Below are 14,637 nucleotides of genomic sequence, written 5' to 3'. Positions count from 1 at the left end.
GGCAGCGCCGTCGCAGTGCTCGCCGGGAAGGGACTCTCGAAGCTCCCAGAACGGCGACAGGTGCTTGACTGTGAATTGGGCCATAGCTACCGTATCAAGCGCTTGCTCAATTGACTAGGTCGCGTCACGGTCGGCAACTGGCGCGCGAACAGGGGAAGGAGGCATCGGCTTGGAGACTTTCGCTGAGGTGGTGCGGTCCAGGATCGGTGACACGCATGAGGGTATGCGGTTCGAGGGGCAGTCCTGGACCTGGAACGAAATCGTCCACGAGTCCGCGGTGCGGGCGGCGCTGCTGCGTGATTTCGTGCAACCGGGTGCCGGCCGCACACAACGTCACGTGGGGGTCCTGCTGCAGAACATCCCCGACTACGTGTTCTGGCTGCTCGGTGCGGCACTCAACGGCGACGTGATCGTCGGGCTCAACCCGACGCGCAGAGGCGCGGAGTTACGGCACGACATCGTCCACGCGGACTGCGACATGGTGCTCACCGAGCCGCTGTATCTGGAGACCGTTGCCCTCGAGGATCTGGCGGTCGCGTCCGACCGCGTCGTCGACGTCGAATCCGCCGAATACACTGCTCTGCTGGGCAGGTTCTCCGACGCGGCACCGCCGGAGGGCCTCCCGGATCCGAGGGCGATCTTTCTGCTGTTGTTCAGCTCGGGGTCCACTGGAGCGCCGAAGGCGGTGATCTGCACCAACGGCCGTCTCGGCCGGCTGACCGAGAAGATGGGCGAGCGGATCTCGCTGCACCGCGACTCGGTCACCTACATGATGCTGCCGCTGTTCCACGGGCACGCGATCATGATGAACCTGGCCACCGCGATGCAGGAAGGCGCCACGGTGGTGATGGTCCGCAAGTTCTCGGCCAGCGCGTTCGCCCCCGATGTCCGTCGGCATAACGTGACGTTCTTCAACTACGTCGGCCGGGCCCTGAGCTACATCCTCGCCGTTCCGCGCGACCCGGAGGAAGCGGACAACCAGCTCGAGGTGGCATTCGGCTCGGAGGCCTCCCCTGCTGAGGTCGACGAGTTCCGTGAGCGTTTCGGCTGCGAGGTGCGCGAGGGCTACGGGGCCAGCGAGGGGGCGATCCGGATCGTGCCGACGGCCGAGTCGCCGCGCAACGCGCTGGGCCTGCCGGCGTCGGGCATGTCCGCCCAGGTGCGCGACGAGGAGGACAACGAGTGCCCGCCGGCGCGGTTCGACGGGGCCGGGGTCCTGCTCAACGCGGAGGAGGCGACCGGCGAGATCGTGGTGATCGGCCGCGGTAAGACCTTCGAGGGCTACTACAACAATCCCGAAGCGATGGCGGACCGGCTCAAGTTCGGCGGCGAGGATTTCTGGACCGGCGATCTGGCCTACCGTGACGAAGACGGGTACTTCTATTTCGCCGGCCGTTCGTCGGATTGGCTGCGGGTCGACGGGGAGAATTTCGGCGCCGCGCCTGTTGAGCGGATTCTTGCACGCTACCCGCGGTTCGGCGGCGCCCACATCCTCGGCGTGCCGGACCCGAAGACCGGCGACCAGGTGATGTGCGTAGTGACGATGTCCGACGGCGCCCGTTTCGATCCCGCTGATTTCGCGGCGTTCACCGACGCACAGCCGGACATGGGCACCAAGTGGCGCCCGACGTTCGTGCGGGTGGTCGACGCTGTGCCCATGACCGGCAGCGGCAAGATCAACAAGGCGCCGCTGCGCGCGACCGCATGGGAAGCCGACGACGTCTGGTACGCGCCGTCCCGCTCGAGCGCGTTCGCGCGTATGGACGCATCGGATCGCGCCGGGCTGCGGGACCAGTTCGTAGCGGGCGGTCGCGAGAACGCCATGCCGGCCGAGTCCCGGAAGCTGCTGACGAAGGCCGCCGAATGAGCGGCGGAACCGTCGGCCGTATGCATGCGCTGGAGCCGGCGACATATCGGTCGCCGCAGCAGGTCCAGCTGTTCGGCGACGCGGCGCCGCGCCTGCCGTTCCCGGTCTACCTGATCGAGCACGACGACGGTCTTGTGCTCTTCGACGGCGGCCTGGATTCGACCGCGGCCGGGGGACCGTCCGCCGTGTACGGGGAGATGGCCGAGCGTATCGACATCCGTTTCACAGTGGAGCAACGGCTGGACCGTCAGCTGGGCCGCCTGGGCTTCACGGTCGACGATGTGCAGACGGTGATCGCCTCGCACCTGCACTTCGACCATGCAGGCGCATTCAAAGAGTTCCCGCATGCGCGGACGATCCTCGGCTCTGGCGAACTCGAATATGCCCGTGCTCCGGAGTTGTTCGCACGCGGATGGTTCCGGCCGGAAGACTTCGATGATCGTCACTGCATCCGGTGGGATGTCATCGACACCGACGTCGACGTGTTCGGCGACGGGGCGGTCACAGCGCTTTACCTGCCGGGGCACACCCCGGGCTCACTCGCGGCGATGGTGCGGTTGCCCGGCGGCACGATGATCCTCGGCGCGGATGTGGTGCACGCGCGCGGCGCGCTCGAGACCGAAGCCGCTTACCAGGGCGATGTGGACACCCTTACAGCCCGCGCGTCGATCCGCCGGCTGAAAACGATCGCCGCCGACGCGCGCGCGGAAATCTGGGTCTGCCACGACCCTGACGACTGGGCACGGTACGGCGCCGGCGCGATGGAGTAGTAAACGGGCCCTTCGATGTTGAGCGGGCAGTCAGTACGAGTGCCGGGATGCGGCTTCCCGCTTTTCCCAGGTGCGGTGGAATCGCGTCCGGAGCGTGCGGATCACCGCCGATGCAGCGGACCGACGTGATGACGGCGGCGTCGCCCACGAGGCGATCGTGGCAGGTGTGAACCCGCATTCGGACGAAGGGCCGATCGCCAAGTCCATGCTGGCCCGCGGCGGCGCCTGGCGCTGCTATCCGTCCCGAACTCGCCCTCGGTATGACACGAATGCCTTTACCGCGAAGGGAGCGGGAGTCGCGGAGCTTCACGCAAAGGTCGCGGAATCGGCACCGGGAGGTGCCCGCAGGCGGGATAGTGGAGCGATGACGCGGCCCGCCGGTGCGGGCCCTGACGGGATTGTGCGAGGTGACGATGACTCCGGCCCTGGAATTCGTGCGGCGCGGCGTGGCGGAACACGGGGATGGCGCTGCGGTGCGGTTCGGCGACAGGACGTTGAGTTTCCAGCAGGTCGACGACCTGTCGAACCGGATAGGCGCCGCCTTCGGCGAGGCCGGGCTGCACAAGGGCGAGCACGTGGGCCTGCTCTACGGGAACAGTCTCTGGACGGTGCCGGTGGACTTCGCGACGATGAAATGCGGCCTGGTGCGTGTCCCGATGAATCCGCGGCTGGCCACGGACGAGCAGGCACGGATGCTCGGCGAGGCGGACGTGTCCGTCATCGTGCACGACGGGCCGAGTGCAGGCCGGGCCTCGGAGCTGCTCGCCCGGATGCCTGGGCTGCGCACGCTGGGCCTCGACTGCCTGCCCGCAGACGGGACCGGTTGCGACGTGCTGGACATCCGCTTCGCCGCGGCCGGCGAGCCGCGGGTGGACGTCGCGCCCGATGATCCGATGCTGTTGTTGTACACCTCCGGGACGACGGGCACGCTCAAGGCCGTCGTGCACACGCACGCCACCTATGGCGCTATCGCCGACAACATCCTGGCCGACCTGGTGGACCCCGGACCGGGTTCGGTGATGTTGCACGCCGCGTCGCTCATCCACGCCAGCGGCACCTTCGTGTTGCCCTATTTCGCACGCGGGGGGATGGCGGCGGTGCTGCCGGGCTTCGAACCGCGCGGGTTCGTCGATGCGATCGCACGGACGCGTGCCACCGAGGTGAACCTGGTGCCGACGATGCTCGCGATGCTGCTGAACTCGGGCGCCGCGGAGGAGGCCGAGCTGTCGTCGCTGCGCACCGTCATCTACGGGGCGAGCCCCATGCCGCGGCCGGTCCTGGAACGAGGCATGGAAGTGTTCGGCCCGATCTTCTGCCAGTACTACGGGCAGACGGAGGCGCCGCTGGCGATCACCGTGCTCACCAAGGACGACCACCGCGACGCCGGGCTGTGGGGCTCATGCGGCAGGCCGTCGTCGGACGTCCGTCTGCGCATCGCTGACGAAACCGACACGCCGGTGCCGACGGGGGAGATCGGCGAAATGCAGGTGCAGGCGCCGTTCGTGATGCAGGGTTACTACAATGCCGACGAGCTCAACGCGCAGATGCGCACATCCGACGGCTGGTTGCGCACCAGGGACATGGCCCGGTCCGATGAGGACGGCTACGTCTACCTGGTGGATCGCAGTAGCGACATGATCATCACCGGTGGTTACAACGTATACCCCCGTGAGGTCGAGGATGCTCTGCTGCGCCATCCCGCCGTCGCCGAGTGCGCCGTGGTGGGCGCTCCGGATGCCACGTGGGTGGAGGCGGTGACGGCGTTCGTGGCACTCGCGCCCGACGCGGAGGCGACGGAACCGGAACTGCAGGAACTGGTGCGCGCACATCTCGCCGGCTACAAGGTGCCCAAGTCTGTGCGTTTCGTCGATGCGATACCGAAGTCGCCCGTGGGCAAGCTGCTCCGCCGCGAGCTGCGGGCGCGATTGCAGAGCGAAGCGTGACGGGCGGCGACGGCGGACGGAGGACGACGGACGGAAGGCAGGGGCGGAGCGGAGACGGGCGGCAGGAACATGGCGGATGACGGCAGCACGACAGACGACAGCGTGACGGGCGACAGCGTGACGGGCGACAGCGTGACGGGCGACAGCGTGACGGGTCACAACGTGGTGGCCGGGCGCTGGGGCGACCGCGGCGCACAGGACTTCCACGACATCACCGTGCACACCGAAGGCCATGTGACGACGGTGACGATGGCGCGCCCGGACAGGCGCAACGCCGTCGACGGCCGGATGGCGGCGGAGCTGGCGGTCGCGTTCCGCGCGTTCGAGCACTCCGATGCCCGCGTCGCCGTCCTCCATGGCGAGGGCGGCACCTTCTGCGCCGGGGCGGATCTCAAAGCGGTGGGCGGGCCCACGGGCAACCGTCTCGCCGCGGACGGCGACGGCCCCATGGGCATCTCCCGGATGCACCTGGACAAGCCGGTGATCGCCGCCGTCAGCGGATACGCCGTCGCCGGGGGCCTCGAGCTTGCGGCGTGGTGCGACCTGCGCGTGGCCGAAGAGTCGGCGGTTTTCGGCGTTTTCTGCCGGCGCTGGGGCGTACCGCTCATCGACGGGGGCACGGTGCGGCTGCCGCGGCTGATCGGACAGTCCCGTGCGATGGACATGATCCTCACCGGCCGGCCCGTCCCCGCGGCCGAGGCGGAGTACATGGGGCTGGTCAACCGGCTGGTGCCGGACGGCACGGCGCTCGAATACGCGCAGCACCTGGCGGAGCGCATCGCGGAGTTCCCGCAGACGTGCATGCGCGGCGACCGCTCGTCGGTGCTGGACCAGTGGGGGTCCTCGGAGCGTGACGCGATGGCCGGGGAGTTCGCCATCGGCATGCGTTCACTGGCGGCCGACGGCATCGACGGCGCCGGGCGCTTCGCCGGCGGGGAGGGGCGGCACGGCGCGTTCGATTGAGAGTCCGCACGCGCCGCATCATGGGCGCGGTCATGCCGGGAGGAGCCCACCTTCCTGGTCCGCAGTCTCGGGGAGCGTGCGGTCGATGCCGCGGAGCGCGTAGACGGCGGCGCGGAGACGATCGGCCGAGGACGTACCGGAACATGAGTGTGGCAGCGTGTGCAGCACAACCTCGACCAGGCGGTCGGCGGACGGGCCCGCTGCGGGGCGCCGGCCAGGCCTGCTGTCGACGCGCAGCGCCGGATCGGTGACGCGGGTGGCGGCGGAGATGTCGCCCAGCACGTGCTCGAGCACACGGTCGAACGCGGAGGCAGTACCCGGCGGGAAGTGGTCGTCGGCCGGCTCCGCCTCGAGAACGGCGGCACCGACGAGCTCGTGGGCGAATCGGTTGTTCGCCTGCAGGCACCGATGCCAGCGTGCGGCATCGCGGCGATGCTGCCGGTTGCCGACGGTCTCCAACGGGTCGGCCGCCTTTCCCACGGCGGCCAGGGCCGCGTCCAACGAACGGGAGGCGCGTCTCAGGTCGTGCTGGGTCCGGCCGTGGAGTAGCGCCGCGCTGCACTGCGTGACCAGGTCGGCGAGCTGGGCGAGGTAGTCGCAGATGCGCGTGGTGAGGACGGGTGTCGATCGGGTCGACATGACGAAGAAGGCGGCCGCGATCCCTACGGCGGCGCCGGCGAAAGTCTCGTCGATGCGGATCTCCATCACCCGCAGGTCGAAGACTCCCATCAGCTCGTAGAGCGTGGCGAGGATGAGGGTGATGAAGAAGACGCGGTACGCGTAGTTGAGCGGTCCGAGATACTGGGACGCCAACGCGTAGACGGCGATCAGCGGCAGCAGGACGTCGGGATGGCGGCCGATCGCGTAGACGATGACGAGTGCGGCCACGACGCCCAGAACGGTGCCGAGCACTCGCCGCCAGGCCCTCGCCAGTACTTCCCCACTGGTGGTTGTGCCGTAGAAGATCATGAACGCTGCCAGCACGGCCCAGTACCACCGGTCCGCGGAGATGACCCGCCCGATGACGGTCGCGACGGACGCGGCGACGGCGCACTGCACGGCGGCCCTGGTGGCCGGATCCCACGACTGCCAGGCGAGTACTGGCTGCCGGGCGAGGCGGAGTCGGGAGTCCGGGCTATGGGTGTCGGAAGCTCCGTTGTGGCGGGACGCCGACGCGGTTCCGTCAGCCACGTCTGCTCTGCACGATTCCGGACCAGGATCCGGAGCGGGTTTCGGATCCACCGCCCGGGCACGCCCTGAAGGAAGAACCCTCGCGACCCGGCCGGGTGCCACGTGCACGGATTGGAGATGCAACTGTGCCTGTGCCGCCCGATGCACCGCCCACGCAGCGTCGCCGGCCGCCCCGGCGAGAGCCGTGGCGGCTGCGGTGCATTCGAGTGCATCACGTGATCGCTGCCGGAAGGGCGGGGCGCCGGTGGGCATCGTGGCGGGGATCATCGTCGAGCGCAGCGCCTCCACGGCTGCGATCAGAGGCCCCGGGTAGTCCCTTCGCGGGCCCGCACGGTGCAGCGCGTGTGCGGCGTGCTCCATCGACATCTGCACATCGAATACGACCTGAGCCAGCTCCGGCGCGGTGACGTTCGCGTGTCGTCCGGTGTCGAACCTGTCCTGCCAGTCGTAGATGGCGGCGGCGGCCTGGCTCAATGCGCCCAGGCGTACCCGCAGAGTCCTGGCGGTCGCGCCGCCGGAGCCGTTCGGGCGGTCCCCGGCGGCAGCGGCGGCGGGAGAGCCGGCTGAGGAGGAAACGTCGACGATAGCGGCGTCGAGCAGGTCGGCCGACGTGTTGCGCAGCGTGGGAAGCAGGGTCCGCAGCTGCATGTGCGGGCGTTCCGGAAGCACAACGGTACGCACGAACAAGGCCGAACTGATTCCGACGACGATGGCGACGAGCAGCAACGGCAGCGTGTCGGGCTTCGTCGCCGTGAGCACCGTGAAGAAATACGCGAAGAACCCGATGATCCCGCACGCGGAACCGCGTGGCCCGTAGCGGCGCAACCACACCGAAAAGAATACGATCGCCACAATGCCGACGTCACCGGCCGCAGGGTGGGGCATGGTAACCGCGGCGAACGTTGCCGCCGCGGTGGACGGCAGGATCGAAAGCGCCATCGTCACCTGCCGTTGCCGGAGGGTCGCATCGCTGACGAGGGTCACCACCTGCATTGCCATGAACCCGGCGACCGAGACGAGTTCCGGGCCCTTGCGGGCCGACTCCGCCACCGCGCCCATCGCCGCGATGGCGATGATGACGGCCAGTGCTGTAGCCCACGCGCTGCGCAGCCGGATGCGCCCGGGGTCGGCGTCGACGACGATCCGCCGCAGGGTGGGCCGCAGGCCGCGCCTGGCCATGCCTGCCCGCCGACGATCGGCCGCAACGCGGCCCGTGGCTGTTTCGCGGTCCGCAGACGCTGGCGCATCACGCCTCATCGGCTCAGCCACTTCGCGGTCCGGTGTCTTCCGGCCGAAACGGCCCGGGCACTGCGTGCACTCGGTTCATGGGGGGCGGTGCAGCTGTCCTCGGCGGAGTCATCGTCGCGGATCGGCTCGTCGAACCGGCCGCTGCAGCCGGCGCGGGACTCGTCGCCCGGCTCGCCGGCGACCGTCGGCGTGACGTCCGTGCTCCGAAGGCCGTGCCCGGTGATCTGCTGGCCGGTGAAGGTCATGGACGAGTCGATGGGGAAGGGGTGCTGGCGCACGGGCGCATTCCTCCCGTTCAGCCGTAGGTCGATGTATGCCGTGGCAGCGCGCCACGGAAGTGTGCGGGAGGCAGCGGCCGTGTTCAGGGGCGCGGCAGTCTGCGGTGCAGCGGATTCGTCGACACAGGTGTGCCGGCGGTGCGCCGGCGGCCGGGGGCGGTCTCGGAGACGACGGCGGGCTCGGAGGCGGAGCGGGCGGCGGCGTCGAGCAGGCGCATCGGTGCGGAACCGTCCCGGCCGAGGGCGGGCGCCGTGATGGACCTGCAGGAGGCTGCCCCGCACGCGGGGCATAGGTCCGCATCTGGCACGGCGGCCATGGTGTGGAGAGCGTCGAAAGGGCCGCATACGGGGCACCGAAACTCGTAGACGGGCAAGGGAACCGCCTTTCATTCGCACGCCTGGTGCAATAGGTCACGCCTGGTGCAAAAGGTCACGCCTGGTGCAAAAGGTACTGCACCGGAGCGTAGCAACGGACGGCCCGTTCCGGGTCGGTTTTCGGCATCGAGGCTGAGCATCGGAGCGGCCGGCGGATCTCCGTGGCTCCAGTACGACCTCCATGGCTCAGAACCCCGTTCTACCGCACTTCGTGCCGAGGTTGATGGTTCGGTCCATTCTGCGGTCCTGATCATTCCGTCGGGTAGCATCGCGGCAATCCCGAGCGCGCCCACAGATTCCTTGACCCGTACTATTTAAAGTCCTTTGTCCAGATGCTACTGTGATGCGACCCGGCCATAACCAGCGGCTCGCAAGCCCATCGGAGCGCGACGGCATGAAGCGGATCTGCAATTTCCTCATTCCGGTCACCGCCATCGTCCTGTTCATGGGGGGTTGCTCGTCAGCCGGTGAACCCGCGGCGCCGGCCGCGGCATCGTCCGCGCCGGCATCTGCGAATCAATCGGCCCCGCCGAATCCCAACACCGTTCCCGGCGTGCCCACCGATGATCAGCGGGTCGCAGACGCCATCGCCAGGGTGGACGGGCTCGCCCAGGACCTCATGACTAAGTCCGGAACACCGGGCATGGCGGTCGCGGTCGTCCACAACGGCGAGACGGTGTTCGCCCAGGGCTACGGTGTCCGGGAAGTCGGTGAACCGGGCAAGGTGGACAAGGACACCACGTTCGCCGTGGCATCGGTGTCCAAGCCGATCGGTGCGACGGTGATCGCGAAGGAGGTCGGTGACGGCACCGTCGCCTGGGACACGCCGCTGGTCGAGTCCATGCCGGACTTCAAGCTCTCCGATCCCTGGGTCACCCGCAACGTCACGATTGCGGACATGTACGCCCAGTGCTCCGGTCTGCCCAGCGAAGTGCCGGACAGGCTTGAAGACCTCGGCTACGACCAGGAACAGATCATCAACCGACTCCAGTACCTGCCGCTTGACGAGTTCCGGACCGTATTGCACTACACGAATTTCGGTATCACCTCCGGTGCGCTGGCCGTCGCGGCCGCGGCCGGCACCGACTGGGCAACGCTGTCGGAACGTGATGTCTACGGGCCGCTGGGGATGACGAACACCAGCTCCCGGCACAGCGATTTCGAAGCCGACCCCGATCACGCCCCCGGGCATGCCCTGGTGGGGGAGAATACGTACGAGGCGAAGTTCAACACCTCGCACGATGCGATGTCGCCCGCCGGCGGGGTCAGCTCATCGGCGTCCGATGTCGCGACGTGGCTCGCGATGGTGATGCGCGGTGGACCCTCGGCGGACGGCACGCGGATCGTCGATTCCGATGCGCTCACCGCGGCGGTCACTCCGCAGATCCGGTTGAACCCGGTGAGTACGGATGACACTCGCCAGACCTTCTACGGCTACGGATTCGAGATCGACGAGGACGCGTCCGGGCGGATCCGAATCCACCACTCCGGCGGCTACAGCCAGGGCACCGGTACTGCGGTCATGTTCGTCCCGAACCTCGACATCGGCATCGTCGTGCTGACCAACGCGGCCGCCAACGGGGTCGCCGAGGCGCTCACCAACGAGTTCGTCGATATGGCTGAGTTCGGCAGCGTACAACAAGACTGGTACTCCGGATTCCACCAGGTCCTCGAGGCCACTCTGACAGATCCCGTCGGTTCCCTGGTGGGGCGGACGCCGCCGGCGAGCCCGTCTCCGGCAGCGGCCAACCCCGCCTACGTCGGCACCTACGAAAACGACTTCTACGGTCCTGCGACGGTCACCGACCCAGGCGGCGCCCTGACACTCACCCTGGGGCCCGACCACACGAAGTTCCCGCTCACCCATTGGGACGGCCAGACGTTCACGATGGTGCCCATCGGCGAGAACGCGCCCGACGGCAGCATCTCGAAAGTCACGTTCGAGCAGACGGGAACCGCCCCGGCGTCCGCGGTGACCATCGAACACCTCGACCTCGACGGCATGGGCACCTTCCACCGTTGAGCTCCGCGTGCGTGTCGGCGCAGGAGCCTCGGCGCACAGCGTCGCATCCGGCTTGAGAAAGGAGGGCGGAAGTGCGAATTCTCGACGCGCAAACCTCCCGCCGAAGGTTCCTCATGGGCGGGGTGGCCGTCGCAGGTACCGGCTTGTGGGAGTTTCTCTCCCCATCCGCCGTGACCGCGTCGCCGACGGGAGGCTTCGGCAGCCTCGGCTCGCTCGGATCGGCGGGTTCATCGGCCGCGGAACGGGTCGAACGCGAATTGCTCGCGGCGATGCAGGAACTGCACGAGGCCGAGGGCGGGCCGCCCGCCGTCGTGGTGGCTATCGGTCGCAGGACGCAGGACGCGCTGTATGCCGTGGGAACCGCCGACATCAACCGGAGAGCGCAGCCGACGGCCCGCGATCACATGCGTCTTGCAAGTGTCTCGAAGGCGTTCAGCGGGGCCGCTGCGCTGGCGCTCGTCACAGACGGAACGCTGTCACTGGCGGACAATATAGGAGAGAGGCTTTCCAGCGAGGCACTACCCGGACAATGGTCGGCAATCACCCTCGAACAGCTTCTCGGACATACCAGCGGCATCCCGGACTTCTCTGCGACCAGCGGCTTCCTTACCGCCTTCCAGTCGTCCTTGCAGCACGCTCCGCCGCCGCGGGCGTTGCTGGATTTCATCACCGACCCGACGCTGAAGTTCGAACCGGGCACCGCATTCGCCTATTCCAACTCGGACAACATCCTCGTCGGTCTGATGATCGAGGCCGCTACCGGCCGGCCCTACGAGGCGGTGCTGCGCGATCGCGTGTGCAGGCGTCGCGGGTTGCCGCAGACGACCCTGCCCGCGGGATCGGCGATACCTGAGCCGTACCTCCACGGCTACGACACCACGACCCCTGACGAGCCAGTGGATGTGAGCACGCTCTTTGCGGCCGGCTGGGCCTGGGCGGCCGGAGGCGTGGTTTCGACGCCCATGGACACGCTGCGCTTCGTCCGATCGTATGTCCGGGGCGACGGATTCGATCAGCGGAGCCGTAGGGCCCAGTTCCGGTTCCGGCCGGGATCGTCGGAGCCGCCGGGACCGGGGACCAACAGTGCGGGTCTGGCCCTGTTTCGTTACGACACGGAGTATGGCCGGGTGTTCGGCCACACCGGCAACACCTCCGGTTACACGCAGTTCGCTGCGGCCACCGAAGACGGGGCGTGCGGCGTCGTGGTGAATGCCACGACGCAACTTTCCCCGGGCAGAGATGCCCGAACCGACGCGTTGTTCGCCAAGCTCCGTGCGGTCTACGAACGGGCTGTGGGTACCGCGCTGGTCTGACTGCGCGTCGGTGGTCGGTCGGCACCCCCTATCCGCGGCTGCCGGGGGTCCTGGCGGCCTCAGCTGCCCGCCCACGCGAGGAACTCGTCGGCGGAGACCACCGGCTTCCCCCACTCGCGGGCCTTGCGCGCCTTGCCGGACTGCGAACCGATCTCCGCGGTGACGAGCGCGTCGCACCTGGTTTTGGACACGTTCTTCACCGGAGTGAGCCCGCGCGCCTCGGCGAGCATGAACATCTCGTCGCGGGAGACGAACCGCCCGTCCGCACCGAACGTGTCGCCGGTGAAGCACACGCGCGTACCGGGGGTCAGCATGCGGTCCGCGGAACCGGCCTCGAGCGCGGCCAGGCCCTCCGTGAGTTCCGCACCCAGCACCGCCTCGGCAGAACTCAGGCGGTCCAGCGTTTCCGCTGTGAGAGGCACGCGCGCAGCCGCCGCGCGCACCTGCTCGGCGACGAGAACCCGCGCCTCGCGCAGGATTTCGGGATCGACGCTGCCGGTTGCTTCCGCATCCGGGTCGGAAACTCCGCCTTCGCGTCCCAGAAGCACCGCGCCGATCCGGCGGCCGACAGCCAGCATCGCCGAGAACTGGGGCAGCAGCGCCGATTCCGGGGTCGGGGCGTCGGGCGTGCGGGTGAGCAGGTATCCGACGGCGCCGCCGGAACCGGCCGTTCCGGGATCGTGCGCGTCCCCCACCGGGTCCGCTTCGTCGGCTGCTGCGTCGGCGTCGAAGACGCCGGCACCCGGATCCTGTGCGCCCAGCCGGTCGCGCGCCCGCAACGCCGCATGCGCGCGCTGCACCGCGGACGACGAACGCAGCGCCGATCGTTCCCCGGCCGACAGCCGCCCGGCGGGCACGTCGACGCCGAGCGGCATCGGCATCGCGCTGCCGAGCCGCTTGAGCTCGAAGTCGATGTGGCCGAGCGCCTTGTCCACGCCGACGCCGACGGGGGTGCAGCCATCGAGCAGCGGCAGGATCATCGCCCACGCCTCGAGCAGGGTCGGGGCGAGCAGCACGTCGGACACGCTGATCCCGTAGGCGCGGCGGGCGTCGGCCAGGTCGCGCTGCGGATTGATCACCGAACTGACGGAAGTGCCGTCCTCGAAGGCCACCGCCAGCTCGACGGGCCGCGGCTTGCTGCGGGCGCCGTCGTCGCCCACGGTGAGCGCAGCGATCGCGCAGTACCGCTGCACGGCAGCAGGTTCGGTGGCGGCCCGCAGGAACCGGAGGATGCGACGGTCGGTCTTGAGGTCCTTCGGCAGCACCGGCCGGGTCAGCACCAGGCCGTCCATCGACGTGCACCGGCTCAGCGCCACGTAAAGCTGGCCGGTGGCGAAGGTGCCGCCGGTGAGGTCGACGACGAGGCGGTCGAGCGTCTGCCCTTGGCTCTTGTGGATCGTGATCGCCCAGGCCAGCTTGAACGGGAGCTGTGCGAACGACCCGATCACCTCGTGGCGTAGCCCGCCGCCGTCGAGCACCGGGCGGGTGACCTCCCAGCGGTACGCCGCCACCTCCGCCATGTCGCCGCCCGGAAACCGCACGGCGACGACGCAGCCGCGCTCGCCCCACTCGGCGTCGACGATCCGGCCGATGGTGCCGTTCACCCACCGGTCCGACGGGTCGTTGGTGAGCATCATGACCTGCGCGCCCACCTTGAAGTGCAGGACGTCGTCGGTGGGCGCCTCGAAGCGGTCGAGCTCACCGATGCGCTCGGCGTGATGCGTGAATTCCTCGCCCGCCAGGCGCTCCAGGCGGGCGCGGTTCCGGGACGTGGCCATGCGGTTGGTGGTTGTCAGCGTCAGCCAGAACTCGTCGTCGGGCGGTTGGAAATCGGGCCGCGTACGGGAGTTGAGTTCGGCGCGCGAGCGGGAGACGAGAGTGCCCTCGCGGATCGCGTTGAGGATGGTGGCCATGCGCGGATCGCCCGACTGGCGGAACACCCGCGTGAGGTCGACGGTGGGGAAGGCCGCGCCGCGGTACGCGTCGGCGGAGAAGAAGTACGGGGTGCTGTAGCGGGTCTCGAAGTACGCGGCCTCGGCCTCGGTGACCACGGGCGGCAGCTGGAACAGGTCGCCGACGAGCACGATCTGCACGCCGCCGAACGGGGCGGACGGGTCCGGGCCGTACCGGCCCAGCGCGGCGGCGAGCATGTCGAACAGGTCCGCCCGCACCATGGACGCCTCGTCGATGATGAGGGTCTGCAACTCGGACAGGGCCTTGGTGAAGCGGCCCGGCCGGTAGGCGCCGCTCTCGACGTCGGCCAGGGTGGTGCCGGCGCGGAAACCGAACACGCGGTGGATGGTGTAGCCGCCGACGTTGAGGGCCGCGATGCCGGTGGGAGCGGACACGAGCACCCGGCGGTCGGTGTCCGCCAGGAACCGCCGGACGAGCGTCGACTTGCCCGTGCCGGCCTTGCCGGTGAGGAACAGGTGGCCGCCCGAGCGCAGCAGGTCGAGCGCCTGCTCGAATTCCTCGGTGAGGACGAACGTCGGGGCGGGCATGAAGCTGCCTCCTGCGGGGGTGTGTCGGGTGTACGTGCGAACGACGGTAGCCGAGGGGCGTGCTCGGCACGCGGTGCCGTGTCCGCCGCGTCTTCCGGTGGACCTGGCCCGGCACGCCCACATGGCGGATGTGGGCGGTGGTGCGGAACACGCCCGGCGCGGGAT

At 69.1% G+C, this 14,637-nt stretch carries 10 protein-coding genes; 6 read left to right on the top strand and 4 right to left on the bottom strand.

Features of this window, described 5'->3' with window-relative positions; translation table 11 throughout:
• Positions 1 to 169 precede the first annotated feature (169 nt).
• From JJ683_RS03115 to JJ683_RS03100, 4 genes are all read left to right on the top strand, one after another.
• Entirely contained in the window at positions 170 to 1,867 is a 1,698-nt protein-coding gene (locus JJ683_RS03115; RefSeq protein ID WP_200171208.1) for an AMP-binding protein, read from the top strand.
• Positions 1,864 to 2,637, top strand: coding sequence for an N-acyl homoserine lactonase family protein (locus JJ683_RS03110; protein WP_200171207.1), 774 nt, complete (start codon positions 1,864 to 1,866; stop codon positions 2,635 to 2,637). The genes JJ683_RS03115 and JJ683_RS03110 overlap by 4 nt, the downstream gene beginning before the upstream one ends.
• Before the next feature lie 413 nt (positions 2,638 to 3,050).
• A complete protein-coding gene (locus JJ683_RS03105) occupies positions 3,051 to 4,580 on the top strand; it encodes an AMP-binding protein (protein ID WP_200171206.1) in 1,530 nt (509 codons plus the stop codon).
• Positions 4,581 to 4,649: 69 nt separating this feature from the next.
• Positions 4,650 to 5,543, top strand: a complete 894-nt coding sequence (locus tag JJ683_RS03100; RefSeq protein WP_200171205.1) for a crotonase/enoyl-CoA hydratase family protein — start codon at positions 4,650 to 4,652, stop codon at positions 5,541 to 5,543.
• A 30-nt stretch (positions 5,544 to 5,573) separates the two neighbouring features.
• On the opposite strand, the gene JJ683_RS03095 is transcribed toward JJ683_RS03100, so the two are convergent.
• The 3 genes from JJ683_RS03095 to JJ683_RS03085 form a co-directional block, all read right to left on the bottom strand.
• On the bottom strand, positions 5,574 to 7,913 hold the full coding sequence (locus JJ683_RS03095; protein ID WP_200171204.1) for an FUSC family protein: 2,340 nt from the start codon (positions 7,911 to 7,913) through the stop codon (positions 5,574 to 5,576).
• Between the two features lie 74 nt (positions 7,914 to 7,987).
• A complete protein-coding gene (locus JJ683_RS03090) occupies positions 7,988 to 8,260 on the bottom strand; it encodes a hypothetical protein (protein WP_200171203.1) in 273 nt (90 codons plus the stop codon).
• Between the two features lie 83 nt (positions 8,261 to 8,343).
• A complete protein-coding gene (locus JJ683_RS03085) occupies positions 8,344 to 8,634 on the bottom strand; it encodes an FmdB family zinc ribbon protein (protein ID WP_200171202.1) in 291 nt (96 codons plus the stop codon).
• 554 nt (positions 8,635 to 9,188) lie between these two features.
• Here JJ683_RS03085 and JJ683_RS03080 point away from each other — a divergent pair.
• Entirely contained in the window at positions 9,189 to 10,658 is a 1,470-nt protein-coding gene (locus JJ683_RS03080) for a serine hydrolase (RefSeq protein WP_307810652.1), read from the top strand.
• 71 nt (positions 10,659 to 10,729) lie between these two features.
• Positions 10,730 to 11,971 (top strand): serine hydrolase domain-containing protein, encoded by a 1,242-nt coding sequence (locus tag JJ683_RS03075; protein ID WP_200171200.1) that lies wholly within the window; start codon positions 10,730 to 10,732, stop codon positions 11,969 to 11,971.
• Positions 11,972 to 12,030: 59 nt separating this feature from the next.
• Here the strand turns inward: JJ683_RS03075 and JJ683_RS03070 are convergent, their stop codons facing one another.
• Entirely contained in the window at positions 12,031 to 14,472 is a 2,442-nt protein-coding gene (locus tag JJ683_RS03070; RefSeq protein ID WP_200171199.1) for an AAA family ATPase, read from the bottom strand.
• Between the last annotated feature and the right edge of the window lie 165 nt (positions 14,473 to 14,637).

The sequence above is a fragment of the Tomitella cavernea genome, assembly GCF_016599145.1.
GTDB lineage: Bacteria > Actinomycetota > Actinomycetes > Mycobacteriales > Mycobacteriaceae > Tomitella > Tomitella cavernae.
Note: the sequence above shows the minus strand (reverse complement) of the source record. Positions and strands in the feature narration are given on the sequence as shown.

Coding starts and splice junctions, on each gene's coding strand:
- JJ683_RS03110 (WP_200171207.1), top strand. CDS start 1,864: ATGAGCGGCGGAACCGTCGGCCGTATGCATGCGCTGGAGCCGGCGACA.
- JJ683_RS03105 (WP_200171206.1), top strand. CDS start 3,051: ATGACTCCGGCCCTGGAATTCGTGCGGCGCGGCGTGGCGGAACACGGG.
- JJ683_RS03100 (WP_200171205.1), top strand. CDS start 4,650: ATGGCGGATGACGGCAGCACGACAGACGACAGCGTGACGGGCGACAGC.
- JJ683_RS03095 (WP_200171204.1), bottom strand. CDS start 7,913: ATGGCCAGGCGCGGCCTGCGGCCCACCCTGCGGCGGATCGTCGTCGAC.
- JJ683_RS03070 (WP_200171199.1), bottom strand. CDS start 14,472: ATGCCCGCCCCGACGTTCGTCCTCACCGAGGAATTCGAGCAGGCGCTC.